This is a genomic window from Pseudomonas imrae (genome assembly GCF_046352735.2).
Taxonomy (GTDB): Bacteria; Pseudomonadota; Gammaproteobacteria; order Pseudomonadales; family Pseudomonadaceae; genus Aquipseudomonas; species Aquipseudomonas imrae.
Map to the genome: position 1 here is coordinate 2728898 of NZ_CP110853.2, position 20109 is coordinate 2749006.

Below are 20109 nucleotides of genomic sequence, written 5' to 3' on the forward strand. Positions count from 1 at the left end.
GCCCAGCGCCAAAATCCCACCACCCCTTCGGACTCGCCCTCTGGCCTAAGGCGACTATGTCAGTCAACGCTCGAAGGAAATTTCATGAGACTTGCCGGACCTGCAGCTACACCTCACCTATCGCTCACGGCTAGGTCTACCGGTGCAGCGGCAGAGCACTCCAACCAAGTAGCATCCCGCGTGGTATCACTTTTCGCTGGCCTGGAGGGCTATGCATCGGGTCACCAGGCAGATGCCCTGAACCAGGTTGAATACCTGCTACGGCTGGCGTCCACAACGGGCCAACCCAGCCTGGCCGAACAGATCCAACAGCACGTTCGGCGTTGCGCCCGCCCTGTTGACGACACCGGGCTGCACGAGCAGGTGCGCCAGCTGTTGAATAAGCCCAGTCCCAAAGATGCGCAAAAGACCTATACAGAGCTGATTGGCGAATTGCTGGCAGAATCCAACAGCCATCAATCTGCGACGACATCGACCAATCGGGTGCGAGCCCGACGCCACGTGCCGCATGTCATCGCAATGGAGACCCCTGTCATCCCGGCCCACGCGCAGAAAAATGCAGAAAAGCTGATCAAGCAGGGCGATGAAGACTTGGCGAAATTATTCGCCGCCACCCTGATGAAACGGGTGATTTCACTCGAACCAGGCGCAACTGACACGCCAGCAGCCCGGATTGTTTCCGACATTCCCCCCTACTCTACTTTCGGGCAGGCATGGGGGCGCTTGACTCTGGCCCTCAAGCAAGAGCCTTTCGCGAGCTATGCCCGGACACATAATATCGATACCTCTGTATTCAACCTGGACTTATCCACAAATACGCTGCAGTGCAGAATCGGTGGTGAGCTCGCGACGTTCGGAAGCCATTCGCCTGGGTGGGAGCAAGCATCTGCGGGTGTGCTGGCTGCCGCACGAGACTTGGCCCCAAAGAGTAACTTTATTGCTTATGCAGGAGAACACGCTACCCGTTACGAGCTGATCGGCGATTTCTATAGCGCAAGCTACAACAACACAAAGGCCGACACCCTCTACTTCATCGGTTGTCTGCAACTTATTAATTCTTTTCCCGCCCTGCATACTGGGTATTGGAAAAAAGAGTTTCCGTTCAGGCCAGAGTACGAACGTATCCAGTTGCGGCAACAGGACGCGATCGAAAGCACTGCGTACATGCTCGCCAATGAGCCCGAGGGGCTTTTGCCGGCGCAGCGCAACCAAACATGGGCGAGCCGAATTGACGAAGCCGATCGCAGAGAGGCAAAAATGTCCAGCCTGATCCTGGGAAGCAAACATGCGCCTGAAATGCGTAGCCGCTTCGGGGTATCAGGGTTAGCTCAGTTGCCGTCAAAAGAGTCGACCATGGGACTGGTGCTCAAGGATCTTGATAGAGCCCTCACCGCGCCCGCTTTTCTAGACTTCGTGAATGAGAAAAACATTGTTTTCGAGAGCATCAGCATCGCACCGCAAACCGGCGACCTGTTATGCGACGCGCATGACGCCAATGGCGATATCGCCAAGAGGGTATTTAAAACTACCGACGCGTCTGGCTGGTCAGCTGTATCCCACGAGATAGTGAGTTTGGCGAAAAGCCTCGCCGCCGGATCGACAATAGCGGTCCGCAATCCTTTAGGGGATCGTTGGAAGGGGCGTGCGTTATATGACGTCAACTCTATCTTGAATTTTTATGCACAGCCTCCAAAAACAGAGGGGCTAAAAGGAACGCTGGAGCAATGTTCGAGTTTAATAAGTGAGGGATTCGCCGCGGCGAGAAAGAGTAATCCCCCCTCGGATGAGCGCTCCCGTGCATTCCAGGAAAAACGCCGCACCCTCATCGAACGCCTTGAAAACCCAGGCTTTGCAAAACCACGTGTCACCGTTACCACTGCGGTTGACCCCAACGTGGCCATCGCCCCCGCAGTACCGGCGTTAAAACCAACTGTCGATCCCGCCACCAAAATTGTAAGGAGTCTGTTTGCTGATGAACCAAACTTGCATACGTTGATAACGGATCGCTTGAACGCTGCCATCGAGTCGGGATCAGGCGGCACCTTGAACCTGGACAGCAACCATCTGAGCTTTGGCCAGCCTGACCCGGATAATCCTGGGCAATACAAACGCACCCCGTTGATGCAAGTTGCTTTGTCTTGTATTGCTGGCGACCAATCCATTCAGTTTACCAATGAAAATAGACTTTTCGACACCCAGCCTCGCCTTCCAACCGCCACCCAACCCACATCAGATGCACCTCTTGATATAGCAATGGGGGCCATCAGGCTGGCAATGCTCGAACTTCCGGTACTACTCAATGATTACTACGCCGTTGCGGTGAGCAAGTATTGGGAGCAACCGGCCTTTGGGGAGCCGGCCTCAGACCAGACAGGCCAAGCGCATACTGCCAGTGGTGTCTACACCGGCAGCCGCAAGGCTTTGCTTGGCGATCTTTTGCGAGAAAACCTGCAACTTGCGGGATTAAAGCAGCCGGGGCTTGATGATAGACAACGTGAAGCCGTAGACATGGTGGTGAGGTATCCCGAAGCCTCTACACGTCTAGACCTCATGGATACAGGGCGACTCGACGTATACTCGGTGAAAACAGGGACAAACCCAGTAGCCACGCCAAACCTGCTGATTCATTGCCTTGGAGAAGGCAAGCCAGAAACTTTCTTGTTGTTGGAACCCAACGGAAAAATCATCCCTTATGACTCTTTGGACGAATTGGCGGCAGCCAACCTGCAATTCGACAAGCCACTGACCGGCAATATATTTGCAGCGCAGGCTGGCATTATCATCAATCAGCATTTAGGCAAGATGCTGTCTTTCAGTTCCTCAGCTATAGCCGCGGAAGGTACCGTCCAATCCGAGGAAAAATTGCCCGACTGGATGGAAGCCGCGGGGGATGCCGAGCGCTTTGTTCTGCGCGACCTCACATTACAAGTAGCCAGTTATATACAGCGCAATAATGGTCGCCTATATAACAGTGGCATCAAGGATATCCGCTCCTTTGCCTTGGAACAGTTCAATGCCACGTTACCTTCGCCCAGGTTATATACAGCCGAGGATCTGGAGGTTGTCTTCAAAGTTCCGGTGGGAACTTTAAGTAACGGTTTTATCGAACGCAAAACCATGAGCTTGACCGACGTACTTCTACAAAACGTTTCAGGCCTGCCCGATGGTCAGATTGAAGTCTTTTATAAGCCGGGCAATGTTCGGATAACCAAACTTGAAAAAGAAGGTGTCCTCAAGAAAATTGTTCAGGACCTTGATATTGGCAAAAGCTACGGCGAACTGTTGAAACGGGAAATGCTCGACACCCCCTCGACTAAAGCTCAAAGAATGTCGTTGTTTACCCAAGAGCTACCGATTGATTTACAAATCAAGGCCCTTGAAATGGCAGCCAAAGGGGAGCATGGCCTGGACTCGACCGGGTTCAAGTTTGTAAGGGAAATAATGAGTCCTCAACCCGGAGCAAAGACGGTTGATGGGTACGAAATTGCGATCAGGCCCTTGGCATTCGACAGGAGGGCAGAGGGCAAGATCGACGTGGTTGATGATATGTACCTGATCGAACCCATGGATTTGAGCAAGGGGCCCCACGTTCTTTATCGCCCAATGATTTCCGATGCCCCGTTGATGCAATTCTCCTCACGCAAAGCATTGCTGGAGGCGATCCAGAAACCGGGCAAATTACAGCAAGACATTTTGGCCTGGTTTCCCGACGAGACAACGCGCGCAATTTACACAGGCAACGGTTTTCTCCACCCGAACCTGATCATTTTCGGCTTCAACACCGGTCGCATTTTCACCAGCCCTGCTGCGGCAAACCCGTTGGCCACCAATGATTTCAAGGTTGCCGATATGCTGCAGCAGAAACTGCAAGATGGTCAGTTGACCGATCACCTGTACGAGTCCCATGTACACAGCCTCTTGACGCTGGCCGATGAACAATCGACGTCCAACGAAGAAAGTCGTTCGGCCTCCCTCAAAAAGGGCGGTTATCTGCTGCTCAACACGGTGCTACCAGTGATGCGCGGTCCGGGCGCGGCTATTGGGACGGCGCTGCAGCTTGAAGTTATTTTGAATGACCTTGAGACATTGAGCGGCGATGACAAGAGAAAGAAGGAAGCCGGCGCTGCAGACCTGTTACTTAATTTCGCCAATGTGCTGGCTCATTTTCAGTCTCGTTCACCCACGACGTCTCCCCGCACTGGTTCATCCGGCCAACTGACCGAGAGTCGACTTTTATCGCTCCAGCCTGTACCTGCCCCACCTTCCAACTACCGGGTTAGGCTGGGAGGGCCTATCGAAAGCGTCACCCCCATCGATGGCGATGTTCAGACCTTTGTCGACCTTTACAACGGCTCCAGGCGTATCAATATCCTTGGCCATGCCGTTGAACCTTTGCCAGATCAACCCTCAAGGATTCTAGGAGAGAGTGGCGAGAGTTACTCTGCGGAAGACATCTATAACGAGCTCCTCGCCCGCGGTGTCGATATCCGGGACTATGCAAATATCCGGGCCTTATTCTGCTACTCCGGCCACGGAGGTTCGCAATCATTTGCCTCGACGTTGCACTCGATCACCGGGGTACCGGTCAAAGGTTTCGAAGGACAAGTCATTACCGAGTTCACCAATGGTGAGCCCCTTTCCGATGTCTACCAGAAGTCATTGGAAACCCAAAGAGCCAAATTCCCCCACCTTTCCCAAGAGGATATAAAGCGGCTTGCGCAAGTCGAGCTTGATAACAACTTGGCGAAAAAACCCATTCTCGCCAACGTTTTCAAGCAACAGGGCACCCCGATTGAGGTGAATATCGGAAGTATCGAGCACCCGGTTTATACAGAAATAAAAGTCGACTACCGACCTGTGCGCTTCGGCCCTGCCAAAAATGAGCCGCTTTCTCAAACGCCAGTGCGCCACACCACCAAAGAGCTGTACAGCCTGGCCGAACTTCAAGCGTTCAAAAGACTGTCCGATGCCGAGAAAATTGCTGACAGTGTCGCATTTACTGCTTCTGCCGACTCTCAGTTCGAGTATTTCCTGGATGGACCGAAGAACGGTACAGAGACGCGACTGAACATCGTCGGGCATGGCGACAAAGGTGGCGTGACGTTTAAAAGCGACTTGGCCGGTGCACAATTCCAAACGCCTGAATCACTCGCCAAACTGATCGCCCCACTGCTGAAGAAAACCGGCGCCACCAGCGTCAGGCTGCTCAGTTGCAAGTCCGCTCAAACGGGGTTCGCCCAAGAACTATCAAACCACCTGAAGATGCCGGTCAAGGCACCGGTCGGTACAGTTTCACAGTTTAAAGTCACCAATGACCGATACTGGTTTCTGGAAAAATACCCAAACATACGTCGCCCACATGATCACGAATGGAAAGTCTTCGAGAAGACGCCAGTCACAGCCCCACCGCAGAAAGTGGAAGTTTTCATGGGGTATTCCCACACGGTTGAAGATGAGCGCTCGATACTGTCAACACGCAGTCTGACCGACTGCTCCGCCCTGGCCGTACTGACAGATTTGAAAGACGGCATCTATGAAAAGCGCACCTTGATGCATTTGACAGGCAGTAACCTGGATGGCGGCTTGATGGATCAAGACGCTAATCAGGTCGTGAAGCAATTGAGCGACTCTTTGGATGCAGGTGGGAAAATAATATTCGTCGCGGGGGTCAACTCTGACAGCACAGTGGGTATGGCCGTCGTCCTGGGGCAAGAGTACGCCGGTAAAAAACCACTCCTTGATCTCCTGAGCAAGCCCGGTGTGGACGTCGAGATAGCCAGCTCGGTCGGCGTGGATATCAACGCCGACGGCACCTTCAAATTGATCGATGGTTCTGGCAAGGGCGTTTTCAACGCGCAGATGATCAGGGGGGTGATGGACTTCGTCCGAGACTGACCACTCTGCCAACGGCAGGAGCTGAGTTGGGTATTGACGAGTCCCGACTCATCTCCAGCTTGCTGTTTCTTTTACCGAAGTCGGCAACCCGGGAGAATGGGTTGCTGTGGTTAAATTGCGGTTTCTTATCCAGCTTTACTAAAGGAACGCTTTTCGATGAGTCAGCCCGCCACCAAAATCCTGGTCATCGGTTACGTTTGGCCAGAACCTCGCTCCTCGGCAGCGGGCGGGCACATGATGCAGATTCTCGATTGTTTTCTGCGCCAGGGCTGGGACATTACCTTCAGCAGCCCGGCGACCACCGGGGAGCACAAGGCTGATTTAGCGGCCCTGGGCATTCACGAACGCACTATTGAGCTCAATAGCAGCAGCTTTGACGACTTTATTCGTGAGTTGGCCCCGGATATCGTGCTGTTTGATCGTTTCATGATGGAGGAACAGTTTGGCTGGCGCGTGGAGCAACAATGCCCACACGCCTTGCGTGTGCTGGAAACCTCCGATTTGCAAAGCCTGCGGGACGCGCGCCAGCAACGTCTCAAGGAACACTTGAAAAACCAGCCCGACTGCGATGATTTCCAGGCGCTCTTTACCCCGGCACTGCATGAAGAGTTCCAGTTGATGGCCGGGACCGACCTGGCCAAACGCGAGATCGCGGCGATCTACCGTTGCGATATCAGCCTGATGATCTCCAATGTCGAGATCCAGCTACTGACCGAACACTTCAAGGTGCCGGCCGCCCTGCTCCACTGGTTTCCGTTACTGGTCGAGGCGCCCACCGCGGCGTTTACGCCGTATGAGGAGCGCGCACATTTCTTGAGCATCGGCAATTTTCGTCACGCGCCCAATTGGGACGCCGTGTTATGGATGAAAAACAGCGTCTGGCCGTTGATTCGCCAGCGCTTGCCCGGCGCCCGATTGCATATCTATGGCGCGTATACGCCGCCCAAGGCCACGGCGCTGCATAACCCCGCCCAGGGCTTCCATGTGATGAACTGGGCCGAGGATGCCTTGCAAGTGATGTCGGCGGCGCGCATATGTCTGGCCCCGCTGCGCTTCGGCGCCGGAATCAAGGGCAAGCTGGCCGATGCCATGCTCTGTGGAACCCCGAATATCACCACACCCATTGGGGCCGAAGGTATGGCAGACACTCAGCCCTGGCCCGGGCTGATCGCCGAAAGCGCCAGTGCCCTGGCCGATGCCGCTGTGGCGTTGTATCAAGACCCACAAGCCTGGACCCAGGCCCAGGAAAACGGACGCCAGCTACTTGCCGAGCGCTATGCACCTGCGCTCCATGGAGCTCAGTTGGTACAACGCCTGGAGCAATGCCGTCGCGAACTGAGCCAACACCGACGCACCAATTTCACCGGCAGCATGCTGCGTCACCATTTACACAAAAGCACCCAGTATATGGCGCAGTGGATCGAGGCGAAAAACCGCGCGCTTTGAATTCAGGCGTTGGCGAGGCAATACGCAAGGAGGCATTATGGCTTGCGCAACCACAATAAAAGCGACGGCAGCATGACCCGAGCAGCGAGAATCACCGACCCTTCCTACGAACTGATGGACGACCACAACGGCCTGTCCATCATCTATCGCCAGCACGGTTTCCCCTGCCCGCTGGTGCGCTGGCATTTCCACAAGGAATACGAGCTGCACTTGATCGTCGCCAGCTCCGGCAAGGTGTTTATCGGCGATTACATCGGCAACTTCTACCCCGAAAGCCTTTTTCTCACTGGCCCCAACCTGCCCCACAACTGGATCAGCCAGGTGGCTGAGGATGAAGTGGTGCCCAAGCGCGACATGCTGGTGAATTTCACCGACGAGTTGTTTGACAGCGCCATCCCGGTATTCAGTGAACTCAAGGCCCTGACGCCGTTGCTGGAACGGGCCAAGTACGGTATCGAGTTCCGTTGCAAGCACACCATTGCCCAGGCAATGACGTTGATGCAACGCATCGAGGACGCCAGGGGCGTGGCGCGGCTTGGGCATTTCCTGATCCTGCTGGAAGTGCTGGTTGCCTGCGAGGACTACCAGTTGCTGTCCGGCGCAACCACACCGCAGGTAGCGGACGAACACAGTATCGACCGTACCAACCGCGCGGTGGATTACATCTTCGCCCACTACGCCCGCGAACTGTCGCTGGAAGAGGTAGCAGACTACCTGGGCATGAAGCCCACCTACTTTTCCCGGGTATTCAAACAGGCAACCGGCCGTACCTTTATCGAGTTCGTCAATCGGCTGCGCATCAGTAAATCCTGCGAATTACTGGCCGATGGCAACAAGGCGGTCACTGACGTGTGCTTTGAGTCCGGCTTCAACAACATTTCCAACTTCAACCGCCGCTTCCAGCAACTCAAAGGCATGACGCCCTCCCATTACCGTCGACTGGCGGTACAACGCCTGACCGAGCAGAACCTGGCCTGAACCCGGGCGAGCTTGCTACCCATCGATGTCAAGCGCACAACCAGATCGAATCAGCCAGGTCTCCAATCAGTGCAAAAAAGTATCAGCGCAAGTGTTCCCAAGGATTTGTCACCGCGTCGTTAGAACGCTGTAATCAACGCACACTCTTCCAGTTGCCAGGGAAGACACAACAACAATAACTGTCCTTCTGCCGCCTTCGGGCGCAGAAACGGAGTGCGCGATGAACTTCACAGCAAAAGCACTGCTTGCCGGCACCTGCATGACCCTCAGCGCTGTCAGCCTTGGCGCGCAAACGTTGACCATTGCCACCGTCAACAACAGCGACATGATTCGCATGCAAAAGCTTTCGGAAACCTTCGAAGCCGAGCATCCGCAAATCAAGTTGAACTGGGTAGTACTCGAAGAAAACGTCCTGCGCCAGCGCCTGACTACCGACATCGCCACCCAGGGCGGACAGTTCGACGTGTTGACCATCGGCATGTACGAAGCCGCACTCTGGGGAGCCAAGGGTTGGCTGGAGCCGATGAAAGACTTGCCGGCATCCTACGATCTGGACGACGTTTTTCTCTCGGTGCGTGACGGACTTTCCGTCAAAGGCACGCTGTATGCCCTGCCGTTCTATGCCGAAAGCTCCATCACCTATTACCGTACCGATCTGTTCAAGGGCGCTGGGCTGACAATGCCCGAACACCCAACCTGGACGCAGATCGGCCAATTCGCTGAAAAACTCACCGACAAGACCAGGGAGCAGTATGGCCTGTGCCTGCGGGGCAAGGCTGGCTGGGGCGAGAACATGGCGCTGATCACCACCTTGGCCAACGGCTATGGTGCGCGCTGGTTCGATGAAAAATGGCAACCCGAATTCAACGGGCCCGAATGGAAAGAAGCGCTGAACTTCTACGTCGACAATATGAAAAAGTCCGGTCCGCCGGGTGCCTCGAGCAACGGGTTCAACGAAAACCTGGCACTGTTCAACAGCGGCAAGTGCGCGATCTGGGTCGATGCCAGCGTCGCCGGCTCGTTTGTCACCGACAAGACCCAGAGCAAGGTTGCCGAACATGTCGGCTTCACCTTCGCCCCGCAGGAAAAAACTGACAAAGGCACCTCCTGGATGTACTCCTGGTCCCTGGCGATCCCTGCCAGTTCCAAGTCCAAGGATGCCGCCAGGGTATTCAGCGCCTGGGCTACCTCCAAAGAGTACAGCGCACTGGTGGCCAAGACCGACGGGATTGCCAACGTACCGCCAGGTACCCGTACCTCGACCTACAGTGAGGAGTACATGAAGGCTGCGCCGTTTGCCAAAGTGACCCTGGAATCGCTGAAGGTCGCCGACCCAAGCAAACCGACCCTCAAGCCGGTGCCGTATATCGGCATTCAGTTGGTGACCATTCCTGAGTTCCAGGCCATTGGTACCCAAGTGGGCAAGTTCTTCGCCGGTGCGTTGACGGGCCAGCAGACGGTGGATGCAGCACTCACCGCCGCGCAGACCACCACCGAGCGGGAAATGAAGCGGGCCGGCTACCCCAAGTAACCCAACCCCACCATAGTCAAATGTGGGAGGGGGCTTGCTCCCTCCCACACTGACCGCGCTCCGACTCTCGTTCTGCATGTACCTGACTGGTTCTGATCCTATGAATACCAACACTGCCCAAGTGCAAACCGTCGTGCCGGACAAGCCAGGCAAAAGCCGTCTGGCCAACCCCGGCTGGTTCCTCGTCAGCCCCTCGGTAGCCTTGTTGCTGCTGTGGATGATCGTGCCCCTGAGCATGACCCTGTACTTTTCACTGATCCGCTACAACCTGCTTTACCCTGGCGAAAACCAGTTCGTCGGCCTGGAAAACTTCCATTACTTCATCACTGACTCGGGGTTCCTGCCGGGCGCGACCAATACCTTGCTGCTGGTGGGCAGCGTGCTGTTGATCAGCGTGGTGCTGGGGGTATTGATCAGTGCCTTGCTTGAGGCCAGCGAATTCTTCGGTCGCGGACTGGTGCGAGTGCTGTTGATTTCGCCGTTCTTCATCATGCCCACCGTCGGTGCGCTGATCTGGAAGAACCTGATTTTCCATCCGGTTTCCGGGGTGCTGGCCGCCGTATGGAAGTTGTTTGGCGCCCAACCGGTGGACTGGCTGGCGCATTACCCGCTCTTGTCGATCATCATCATTGTGTCCTGGCAGTGGCTACCCTTCGCGATCCTGATCCTGATGACGGCCATGCAGTCCCTGGACCAGGAACAGAAAGAAGCCGCCCGCCTGGACGGTGCCGGTCCCATCGCGATCTTCTGGCACCTGACCTTGCCGCATCTGGCCCGTCCTATTGCGGTGGTGGTGATGATCGAAACCATCTTCCTGCTCTCGGTGTTCGCCGAAATCTTCACCACCACCAACGGTGGCCCCGGCTACGCCTCGACCAACCTCGCCTACCTGATCTACAACCAGGCGCTGGTGCAATTCGATGTGGGCATGGCCTCGGCAGGCGGTTTGATAGCCGTGGTCATTGCCAATATTGCGGCGATCATCCTCGTGCGGATGCTCGGCAAAAACCTGACAGACAAGCCTTGAGGCCCGCACCATGACCCTTCAACAATCCCGCCGCCTGCAAAGCCTGCTGCTCGGCACCCTGGCCTGGGCCATCGCGATCGTGATCTTTTTCCCGATCTTCTGGATGGTGCTCACCAGCTTCAAGACCGAAATCGACGCATTCGCCACGCCACCGCAGTTCATCTTCACGCCGACGCTGGAGAATTACCTGCACATCAACGAACGCAGCAACTATTTCAGCTTCGCCTGGAACTCGGTGGTGATTTCCTTCAGCGCCACAGCCTTGTGCCTGCTGATTGCGGTACCGGCGGCCTATTCCATGGCGTTTTATGAAACCCAGCGCACCAAAGGCACGCTGCTGTGGATGCTATCGACCAAGATGTTGCCACCGGTGGGCGTGCTGATGCCGATCTACTTGCTCGCCAAGAGCATGGGCCTGCTGGATACGCGGGTCGCGCTGATCATTATCTACACCCTGATCAACCTGCCGATCGTGGTCTGGATGATTTACACCTACTTCAAGGACATCCCCAAGGACATCCTCGAGGCTGCACGCCTGGACGGTGCCACCTTATGGCAGGAAATGGTCCGGGTGCTGTTGCCTATCGCCAAGGGTGGCCTGGCCTCCACCGTATTGCTGTCGCTGATCCTGTGCTGGAACGAAGCCTTCTGGTCGCTGAACCTGACCTCCTCCAACGCCGCGCCGCTGACGGCGCTGATTGCCTCTTACTCCAGCCCTGAAGGCTTGTTCTGGGCCAAGTTGTCCGCTGTGTCGACCCTGGCTTGCGCACCGATTCTGATTTTCGGCTGGATCAGCCAGAAACAGCTGGTGCGCGGATTGTCCTTCGGCGCAGTGAAATAACGCCGCCTTATAAAAAATTCAATGTGGAGGCCCATCATGGCCAACCTGAAAATCAAGAATCTGCAAAAAGGCTTCGAGGGCTTTTCCATCATCAAAGGCATTGACCTTGAGGTGCTCGACAAGGAATTCGTGGTTTTCGTCGGCCCTTCCGGTTGTGGCAAGTCCACCCTGCTGCGCCTGATCGCCGGCCTGGAAGAAGTCACTGAAGGCACCATCGAACTCGATGGTCGCGACATCACCGAAGTGACGCCAGCCAAGCGCGACCTGGCGATGGTGTTCCAGACCTACGCCTTGTACCCGCACATGAGCGTACGCAAGAACATGTCGTTTGCCCTCGACCTGGCGGGCGTCGACAAGCAAGTGGTCGAGCGCAAAGTCAGTGAAGCGGCACGTATCCTGGAGCTCGGCCCGCTGCTGGAGCGCAAGCCCAAGCAGCTGTCCGGCGGCCAGCGCCAGCGTGTGGCCATTGGCCGCGCCATTGTGCGCAATCCGAAAATTTTCCTGTTCGACGAACCGCTGTCCAACCTGGATGCGGCACTGCGGGTACAGATGCGCCTGGAACTGGCCCGCCTGCACAAAGAGCTGCAAGCGACCATGATCTACGTGACCCACGACCAGGTAGAAGCAATGACCCTGGCCGACAAGGTGGTGGTGCTCAACAGTGGCCGTATCGAACAAGTCGGCTCGCCCCTGGAGCTGTACCACCAGCCAGCCAATCTGTTTGTCGCAGGTTTTCTCGGTACGCCGAAAATGGGCTTTCTCAAGGGCGCAGTCACACGGATTGAACCCCAGGGCTGCGAAGTGCAGTTGGATGCCGGCACCCTGATCAACCTGCCCTTCAGCGGTTCCACCCTGAGCGTGGGCAGCGCGGTGACTTTGGGCATTCGCCCGGAGCACCTGGAAATCGCCGCTCCAGGCGACACCACGTTGACCGTTACCGCCGACGTCGGCGAGCGACTGGGCAGCGACACCTTTTGCCATGTCGTCACCGCAAGCGGCGAGCCCCTGACCATGCGCATTCGTGGCGATATGGCCAGTCAGTACGGCGAAACCCTGAACCTGCACCTGAACCCTGCGCATTGCCATCTGTTCGATACCGATGGCGTCGCCGTGGCCCGTCCACTGCGCGCTGCTGCCTGATTTCGCGAGAACTGTCCGATGAAACTCAACAAGCAAAATCTCACGCAACTGGCACCAGAAGTACAACTGCCACGCTATGCGCCCGGCCAGACGCGCCAGGGCATCGCGCATATCGGCGTCGGCGGTTTCCATCGCGCCCACCAGGCGTATTACACCGATGCCTTGATGAACACCGGCGTGGACCTGGACTGGAGCATCTGCGGTGTTGGCCTGCGAGCTGAAGACCGCAGGGCGCGTGACGACCTCGCGGGTCAGGACTATCTGTTTACCTTGTACGAACTGGGTGACAACCAGGGCACCGAAGTTCGAGTGATCGGCTCCATCAGCGCCATGCTATTGGCCGAAGACGGCGCCCAGGCGCTGATCGAAAAACTGGCCAGCCCGGACATTCGCATCGTCTCGCTGACCATCACCGAAGGTGGCTACTGTATCGACGACAGTACCGGCGAATTCATGGCTCATCTGCCGCAGATTCAATATGACCTCGCTCATCCTGGCGCACCGAAAACCGTATTCGGTTTTATCTGTGCTGCCCTGACTCGCCGCCGCGCCGCCGGTACACCCGCGTTCACCGTTATGTCCTGCGATAACCTGCCGCATAACGGTGCCGTCACCCGCAAGGCCTTGCTGGCATTTGCCGCGTTGTATGACGCCGACTTGCATGACTGGATCAAGGCCAATGTCAGTTTTCCCAATGCAATGGTCGATCGCATTACTCCCATGACCAGCATCGACCATCGCCTGCAACTGCATGACGAACACGGCATTGACGATGCCTGGCCGGTGGTCTGCGAGCCTTTTGTGCAGTGGGTTCTGGAAGACAAGTTCGTCAATGGGCGGCCCGCCTGGGAAAAGGTCGGCGTGCAATTCACCGATGACGTATCGCCTTACGAGGAGATGAAAATCGGCCTGCTCAACGGCAGCCACCTGGCCCTCACCTACCTGGGATTTCTCAAGGGTTATCGGTTTGTCCACGAGACCATGAACGACCCCCTGTTCGTGAGGTACATGCGCGCCTATATGGACCTGGACGTAACGCCGAACCTGGCGCCAGTGCCCGGCATCGACCTCACGGACTACAAGCAGACGCTGGTGGACCGTTTCTCCAACCAGGCAATTGCCGACCAATTGGAGCGCGTCTGTTCCGATGGCTCCTCCAAGTTTCCCAAATTCACTGTACCGACCATCAACCGCTTGATTGCCGACGGCCGCGAGACCCAGCGGGCAGCGCTGGTGGTGGCGGCCTGGGCGTTGTACCTCAAGGGTGTGGATGAAAATGGCGTGAGCTACCGGATCCCGGATCCGCGAGGTGAGTTTTGTCAGGGGCTGGTGGCCGATGACGCGTTGATCAGCCAGCGCTTGTTGGGAGTGGAAGAGATTTTCGGTACGGCTATTCCCAACTCGCCCGGATTTGTGGCAGCGTTCGAGCGCTGCTATGCCAGCTTGCGCGATCAGGGTGTCAGCAAGACATTGGAGCGGGTATTAACCACGGTGTGCTGATAAACATTGCGACCTGAAAGACCGCATCGATTATGGATTCCACGGTGTTCTTTCAGGTCAATGTGAACCACCAACATCCCCCAATCAGCCCTCTCGCCCCTTTGGGGAGAGGGATCGATTTCAACGCTGAGCAAACTCATCATGACCCAGCAAAACCTCTACCTCGGCATCGACTGCGGCACCCAAGGCACCAAGGCGATCGTCCTCGACACCTTGACCGGAAAAGTCCTGGGCCTCGGTGCCGCCAGCCATCGCCTGCTCAGCGGCGCCAATGGCCGTCGCGAACAAGACACCAACGAATGGCTCGATGCGTTTACCGAAGCCACACACCGCGCCCTGCAGCAAGCCGGTGTCGACGGCCAGGACATTCTCGCCATCGGTGTTTCAGGCCAACAACACGGCCTGGTGTTGCTCGATGAAAAAGGCCAGGTCTTGCGCCCCGCCAAGCTTTGGTGCGACACCGAAACCAGCGCTGAAAACCTGCGTCTGCTGCACTATCTCGGCGGCGAGCAAGGCTCCGTGGAGCGCCTGGGCGTGGCCATTGCGCCGGGCTACACCGTGTCCAAGCTGTTATGGACCCTGGAGCAACACCCCGATGTTTTTGCACGCATTGCCCATATCCTCCTGCCCCACGACTACCTCAATTATTGGCTGACCGGGCGCGCTTGCGCCGAGTACGGTGACGCGTCAGGCACCGGTTATTTCAATGTGCGCACCCGTGAATGGGACTTGCCATTGCTGCGTCATATCGATGCCAGCGGGCGCCTGGAAGCGGCGCTGCCACAACTGATCGAGGCTGACCAGGCGGTGGGCAAGGTGCTGCCAGCAATTGCCGAACGCCTGGGGATCAACCCCGATGCGATCGTTTCCAGCGGAGGGGGCGACAATATGATGGGGGCCATTGGCACCGGCAACATCACCCCTGGAGTGATCACCATGAGCCTGGGGTCGTCGGGCACCATCTACGCTTTCGCCGACCAACCAAATATCAGCACGCAAGCATCGGTAGCAACGTTCTGCTCCTCGAGCGGTGGCTGGCTGCCGTTGATCTGCACCATGAACCTGACCAATGCCACCGGCGTGATTCGCGACTTGTTCGAGCTGGACCTGGCTGCGTTCAACGCCCAGGTCAACGACGCACCGATTGGTGCTGAAGGGGTGAGCATGCTGCCGTTCCTCAACGGTGAGCGGGTGCCCGCCCTGCCCCATGCCACCGGCAGCCTGCATGGCCTGACCATGAACAACCTGACCCGCGCCAACCTGTGTCGTGCGGTGGTCGAGGGCACGACGTTCGGTTTGCGCTATGGCCTGGACCTGTTGCGCCAGACCGGCTTGCAGAGCCACAGTATCCGGCTGATCGGCGGTGGCTCGAAAAGCCTGGTGTGGCGCCAGATGGTGGCGGACATCATGAACACCGAGGTGATCTGTACCGAGCAAAGCGAAGCGGCGGCCCTGGGTGCGGCGATACAGGCAGCCTGGTGTCAGTCCGGAGAAAGCCTGCAGGCGCTGTGCACACGCTGCGTCAGTCTCGACGCAGGCAGCTTGACGCGCCCGTCGGCAACCAGCGTCAGCGCCTATCAACACGCCTATGAGCGCTATCAACAGCACGTGGCAACCCTTAAGAGTGAATAACTATGTATCTGGTGTGTGGCGAAGCGCTGTTTGATATTTTCAGTGAAGACGATGCAGGTGGGCAGGCATCGAGAGTCAATTTCAAGGCCATAGCCGGCGGCTCGCCGTTTAACGTCGCCGTGGGCTTGCGCCGCCTGGGGATCGAGACTGCGCTGTTTACCGGGCTGTCCAGCGACTACCTGGGGCAGCGCCTGCGCCAGGTGCTCAAGTTTGAAGGCGTGCAGGGAAGTTATCTGCACGAGTTCGCGGCGCCCACCACGCTGGCGATGGTCGCAGTCGGCGCCAACGGCTCACCGCAATACAGCTTTCGCGGCGAAGGTTGTGCAGACAGACAATTACAGCTCGAACACCTGCCGACACTGGACGATGACGTGCGCGGCCTGCACTTTGGCTCGTTCTCCCTGGTGGTGCAGCCGGTTGCCGATACGCTCCTGGCGCTGATCCGCCGGGAAAGTGGCAAGCGCCTGATCAGCCTGGACCCCAACGTGCGCCTGAACCCGCAGCCGGACATCGGATTATGGCGCCAGCGCGTCGGCGAACTGGTACAGCACGCCGACCTGATCAAGGTCAGCGATGAAGACCTGCACCTGCTCTACCCCGGGCAAGCGCCGGAAAACGTCCTCGAGGGCTGGCTGCAGCACCGTTGCCAGTTGATATTCCTGACCCGTGGCGCCGATGGTGCGACAGTCTTCAGCCACCAGCATGGCAGTTGGTCAGTACCGGCAGTCAAGGCGGTAATGGCCGATACCGTCGGCGCCGGCGATACCTTCCAGGCGGCACTGATTGCCTGGCTAACTGAACACCAACTGGACTCGGTCGAGGGTTTGCAGCGCCTTGACAAGGAGCAGGTCGACGACCTGCTCAAGTTTGCGGTTCGTGCCGCAGCCTTGACCTGTAGCAAGACCGGGCCGGATCTTCCTTATCGTGCTCAACTGGATTGACCTGCCCACGCCGTCAGGGTTATCGCGCCCTGACGGCGTTTGCCACGATTGCCCCGGCCACGGCGCCCAACAGCGGTGCCAGCCAGAACAACCAGAGTTGCGCCAAGTATGCGCTACCGGAAAACAGCGCCGTCCCCGTACTACGCGCGGGGTTGACCGAAGCGTTGGTGACGGGAATCGCCACCAGGTGGATCAAGGTCAGTGTCAGGCCGATGGCAATCGGCGCAAAGCCTGCCGCCGCACCCGGAGCGGTCACACGCATGATGATGAACACGAAAAAGAACGTCGCTACCGTCTCGACCACCAGCGCCGCCAGCATGCTGTACTGCCCTGGGCTCAGCTCGCCATAACCATTGGCGGCGAAGGTGCCCATTTCAAAGCCCGGCCGGCCACTGGCGATCAAGGCCAGCACCGCCGCAGCGACCATCGCGCCGGCCACCTGGGCAATGATGTAAGGCAACACATCAGCCCCCGGCAGCCGTCGGCCGACCCACAAACCAATGGTCACGGCCGGGTTGAAATGCGCACCACTGATAGCGCCCACCGCGTAGGACATGGTCAATACCGCCAGGCCAAATGCCAGGGCTATGCCGGTATAACCAACACCGAGCCCAGCAAGTACCGCCGTCAGGATTGCACTGCCACAGCCACCGAAGGTGAGCCAGAAGGTCCCAAGAAATTCTGCCGCTATCTTTTGTTGCAAGGTCCACTCCCGGTACGTCCGCCGTCAGGCCAAATCTGGCGGCGACGTTAACAACCGGGAGTGGCCATTCGTATAGGATTTTTCCGATTGGTAGGAAGCAGTTTGGTTTGGTTGAGGGTCGCAGTTACCGAGAACCGTCGGATGGCCGGCCCCAGGCACCTGCGCTGCCACGCGTTCGGCCACATGACGCAAACTGTCAAAGTTGATATTGGCCCCTGAATTGATCGCGACCAGCGTTTGCCCCTGGACCTGGGTGCGCGCCACATAGGCGCGAACTCCCGCAACCGCCAGGGCTCCTGAAGGCTCGGTGATGGAGCGCGTATCGTCGTAGATCAATTTGATTGCACTGCACAGCTCATCGTTGCTGACCGTAATCACCTCGTCCACATACTGGCGGCAGACCTCGAAACCGTAGGCGCCGATCTGTGCGACAGCTGTACCATCGGCGAAGCTGTCGACACTGGGCAGTACAACCCGCTCGCCAGCTTGCATGGCTGCCCGCAGACAACTGGAACCTTCGGGTTCTACCCCGATGATGCGCACCTCAGGACGCAGATACTTGACGTAGGCCGCAATGCCGGCGATCAAGCCGCCACCGCCGACCGGCACAAAGATAGCGTCCAGCGTCCCCTGTTGCTGACGTAACACCTCCATGGCCACCGTACCTTGCCCGGCGATCACATACGGGTCGTCGAACGGCGAAACAAAGGTGCTGCCCGACTGCTCTGCCAACTGCAGCGCGTGGGCCAACGCAAAGGGAAAGCTGGCGCCGTGCAGCACCGCATCGGCGCCTCGGGAGCGTACACCTTGTACTTTCAACTCCGGTGTCGTACTGGGCATGACAATCGTCGCCTTGATCCCCAGCTCACGCGCTGCCAGCGCCACGCCTTGGGCATGGTTACCCGCCGAAGCGGTGATTACGCCCCTTAGCCGTTGCGCGTCGTCAAGCTGCACCAGCCGGTTGTAGGCACCGCGGACCTTGAAGGAAAAGGTCGGCTGCAAATCTTCGCGCTTTAGCAGGAGCTGGTTGCCCAGCAATGCCGACAGTGCCGGCGCAGCTTGTAACGGAGTGCGCACCGCCAAGTCATAGACTGGCGCGGCAAGAATCATTTTGACGTAGCGTTCGAGCAGGTCCTGATCGGCAGCGTGGCGGTGCGGGGTACTCATGGGTGTCTCCTGGGGTGGTGCCGAGCCTGGGAGACGGAAAAACAAAACCCGCCTCGAGGGCGGGTCTTGGGTACAGCCAAGTGCTATCCCGCCAAATGAGGAATGGCGGTAATAATGCTTGGCTGGGAACGATAGGTTTGAAATGTCATGACGCAAAACTAACCGGCGGTGTGGGGCAAGTCAATGGCAAACCCGTACGACTCAGGGCTCTTTACTCAGCATGAAAGTCTTTACGATCGCTATATGAAACGCATACGATTCATATATCAAATTACACAGTGAAGCTCATGGGCATCGTCAAGATCACCGATCAACTGCATGAACAAATCCGTCTGGCCAGTGCCGCCATGGATCGTTCCATCAATGCCCAGGCAGAGTTCTGGATCAAGATCGGTCTTTTGGCCGAACTCAACCCGCACCTGGGCTACAACGATCTGATCAACAAACTGCTGCTGGACAAACCCGACCTGATCCGGGGGCGCGGTCGATGATCAAGAATGCCCAACAGCTTGCCCTGATGCGTGAAGCCGGGCGTCTGCTGGCGCAGGTATTCACGATGCTCGACCGTCAAGTCGCTGCCGGCCAGTCGACTCTGGAGCTGGACCGGGCCGTCGAGGCATTCATCCGCAACGACCTGCAGTCACGCCCCGCCAGCCTCGGGCAGTACGATTATCCCTTCTCCATCAACACCTCGATCAACGAGGTGGTGTGTCATGGCATGCCGGACGCCAAGGCGGTGTTGAAGGATGGCGATATCGTCAACATCGATATCACCCTGGAGAAAGGCGGCTTTATTGCCGACTCCAGCAAGATGTACATGATCGGCGCGGTCTCGCCCAAGGCGCGGCGCCTGGTAGAAAAAACCTTCGAAGCCATGTGGGCCGGGATCCACCAGGTCAAGCCCGGCGCGCGTCTGGGCGATATCGGGCACGCTATCGAGCGCCACGCGCACGCCAATGGTTACAGCGTGGTACGTGAGTATTGCGGCCACGGTATCGGGCGCGAGATGCATGAAGAACCGCAAATCCTGCACTTTGGCCGCCCCGGCACGGGCATGACATTGCGCGAAGGCATGGTCTTCACTATCGAGCCGATGTTGAACCAGGGCAGTGCCAAGGTCCGCGATCTCAAAGACGGCTGGACCGTGGTGACACGCGACAACAGCTTGTCAGCGCAGTGGGAACACACGGTGGCAGTGACGGCCGATGGCTACGAAGTCCTGACCCTGCAACCGTCAGCGGAATAAGGCGCATCGCAACAGTCGCCGTAACATCTGGTTATAGGTAAGCTATCGGCCTTTCGCGCAGC

The 20109-nt window shown here is 57.5% G+C and carries 14 protein-coding genes; 12 read left to right on the forward strand and 2 right to left on the reverse strand.

Annotation, left to right across the window (positions count from 1 at the left end; translation table 11 throughout):
* Positions 1–84: 84 nt before the first annotated feature.
* The 10 genes from OQ460_RS12075 (at position 85) to OQ460_RS12120 (ending at position 16931) form a co-directional block, all read left to right on the forward strand.
* Positions 85–5895: a dermonecrotic toxin domain-containing protein gene (locus OQ460_RS12075; protein ID WP_410017726.1), complete on the forward strand. Its 5811-nt coding sequence runs from the start codon at positions 85–87 to the stop codon at positions 5893–5895.
* Between the two features lie 156 nt (positions 5896–6051).
* Positions 6052–7341 (forward strand): glycosyltransferase, encoded by a 1290-nt coding sequence (locus tag OQ460_RS12080; RefSeq protein WP_410017727.1) that lies wholly within the window; start codon positions 6052–6054, stop codon positions 7339–7341.
* A gap of 72 nt (positions 7342–7413) precedes the next feature.
* Positions 7414–8319 (forward strand): AraC family transcriptional regulator, encoded by a 906-nt coding sequence (locus OQ460_RS12085; RefSeq protein ID WP_410021985.1) that lies wholly within the window; start codon positions 7414–7416, stop codon positions 8317–8319.
* Between the two features lie 220 nt (positions 8320–8539).
* The gene (locus tag OQ460_RS12090; RefSeq protein ID WP_410017728.1) at positions 8540–9850 is read left to right on the forward strand and encodes an ABC transporter substrate-binding protein; all 1311 of its coding nucleotides are present in this window, start codon (positions 8540–8542) and stop codon (positions 9848–9850) included.
* Positions 9851–9950: 100 nt separating this feature from the next.
* Positions 9951–10877, forward strand: coding sequence for a carbohydrate ABC transporter permease (locus tag OQ460_RS12095; protein WP_410017729.1), 927 nt, complete (start codon positions 9951–9953; stop codon positions 10875–10877).
* Positions 10878–10887: 10 nt separating this feature from the next.
* Positions 10888–11718, forward strand: coding sequence for a carbohydrate ABC transporter permease (locus tag OQ460_RS12100; RefSeq protein WP_410017730.1), 831 nt, complete (start codon positions 10888–10890; stop codon positions 11716–11718).
* A gap of 36 nt (positions 11719–11754) precedes the next feature.
* Positions 11755–12858 (forward strand): ABC transporter ATP-binding protein, encoded by a 1104-nt coding sequence (locus OQ460_RS12105; RefSeq protein WP_410017731.1) that lies wholly within the window; start codon positions 11755–11757, stop codon positions 12856–12858.
* Between the two features lie 18 nt (positions 12859–12876).
* Complete coding sequence (locus tag OQ460_RS12110; RefSeq protein WP_410017732.1) at positions 12877–14358, forward strand: mannitol dehydrogenase family protein; 1482 nt, start codon at positions 12877–12879, stop codon at positions 14356–14358.
* 141 nt (positions 14359–14499) lie between these two features.
* On the forward strand, positions 14500–15990 hold the full coding sequence (gene xylB / locus OQ460_RS12115; protein ID WP_410017733.1) for a xylulokinase: 1491 nt from the start codon (positions 14500–14502) through the stop codon (positions 15988–15990).
* A gap of 2 nt (positions 15991–15992) precedes the next feature.
* Complete coding sequence (locus OQ460_RS12120) at positions 15993–16931, forward strand: carbohydrate kinase family protein (protein WP_410017734.1); 939 nt, start codon at positions 15993–15995, stop codon at positions 16929–16931.
* A 19-nt stretch (positions 16932–16950) separates the two neighbouring features.
* Here OQ460_RS12120 and aqpZ read toward each other — a convergent pair whose 3' ends face one another.
* Together aqpZ and ilvA are read right to left on the reverse strand one after the other, a co-directional pair.
* Complete coding sequence (aqpZ, locus tag OQ460_RS12125) at positions 16951–17634, reverse strand: aquaporin Z (RefSeq protein WP_410017735.1); 684 nt, start codon at positions 17632–17634, stop codon at positions 16951–16953.
* Positions 17635–17658: 24 nt separating this feature from the next.
* A complete protein-coding gene (ilvA, locus tag OQ460_RS12130) occupies positions 17659–18801 on the reverse strand; it encodes a threonine ammonia-lyase, biosynthetic (RefSeq protein ID WP_410017736.1) in 1143 nt (380 codons plus the stop codon).
* Positions 18802–19088: 287 nt separating this feature from the next.
* Here ilvA and OQ460_RS12135 point away from each other — a divergent pair, with 287 nt between their 5' ends.
* Positions 19089–19292 carry a ParD-like family protein gene (locus OQ460_RS12135; protein ID WP_410017737.1) on the forward strand — a complete coding sequence of 68 codons (204 nt, stop codon included), beginning with the start codon at positions 19089–19091 and terminating at the stop codon, positions 19290–19292.
* Positions 19289–20047 (forward strand): type I methionyl aminopeptidase, encoded by a 759-nt coding sequence (gene map / locus OQ460_RS12140; protein WP_410017738.1) that lies wholly within the window; start codon positions 19289–19291, stop codon positions 20045–20047. The genes OQ460_RS12135 and map overlap by 4 nt, the downstream gene beginning before the upstream one ends.
* Positions 20048–20109: the final 62 nt, after the last annotated feature.

What these genes read in the sequence shown, in the direction of transcription:
- OQ460_RS12075 (WP_410017726.1), top strand. Translation starts at nt 85, where the DNA reads ATGAGACTTGCCGGACCTGCAGCTACACCTCACCTATCGCTCACGGCT.
- OQ460_RS12080 (WP_410017727.1), top strand. Translation starts at nt 6,052, where the DNA reads ATGAGTCAGCCCGCCACCAAAATCCTGGTCATCGGTTACGTTTGGCCA.
- OQ460_RS12085 (WP_410021985.1), top strand. Translation starts at nt 7,414, where the DNA reads ATGACCCGAGCAGCGAGAATCACCGACCCTTCCTACGAACTGATGGAC.
- OQ460_RS12090 (WP_410017728.1), top strand. Translation starts at nt 8,540, where the DNA reads ATGAACTTCACAGCAAAAGCACTGCTTGCCGGCACCTGCATGACCCTC.
- OQ460_RS12095 (WP_410017729.1), top strand. Translation starts at nt 9,951, where the DNA reads ATGAATACCAACACTGCCCAAGTGCAAACCGTCGTGCCGGACAAGCCA.
- OQ460_RS12100 (WP_410017730.1), top strand. Translation starts at nt 10,888, where the DNA reads ATGACCCTTCAACAATCCCGCCGCCTGCAAAGCCTGCTGCTCGGCACC.
- OQ460_RS12105 (WP_410017731.1), top strand. Translation starts at nt 11,755, where the DNA reads ATGGCCAACCTGAAAATCAAGAATCTGCAAAAAGGCTTCGAGGGCTTT.
- OQ460_RS12110 (WP_410017732.1), top strand. Translation starts at nt 12,877, where the DNA reads ATGAAACTCAACAAGCAAAATCTCACGCAACTGGCACCAGAAGTACAA.
- xylB (WP_410017733.1), top strand. Translation starts at nt 14,500, where the DNA reads ATGACCCAGCAAAACCTCTACCTCGGCATCGACTGCGGCACCCAAGGC.
- OQ460_RS12120 (WP_410017734.1), top strand. Translation starts at nt 15,993, where the DNA reads ATGTATCTGGTGTGTGGCGAAGCGCTGTTTGATATTTTCAGTGAAGAC.
- ilvA (WP_410017736.1), bottom strand. Translation starts at nt 18,801, where the DNA reads ATGAGTACCCCGCACCGCCACGCTGCCGATCAGGACCTGCTCGAACGC.
- OQ460_RS12135 (WP_410017737.1), top strand. Translation starts at nt 19,089, where the DNA reads ATGGGCATCGTCAAGATCACCGATCAACTGCATGAACAAATCCGTCTG.
- map (WP_410017738.1), top strand. Translation starts at nt 19,289, where the DNA reads ATGATCAAGAATGCCCAACAGCTTGCCCTGATGCGTGAAGCCGGGCGT.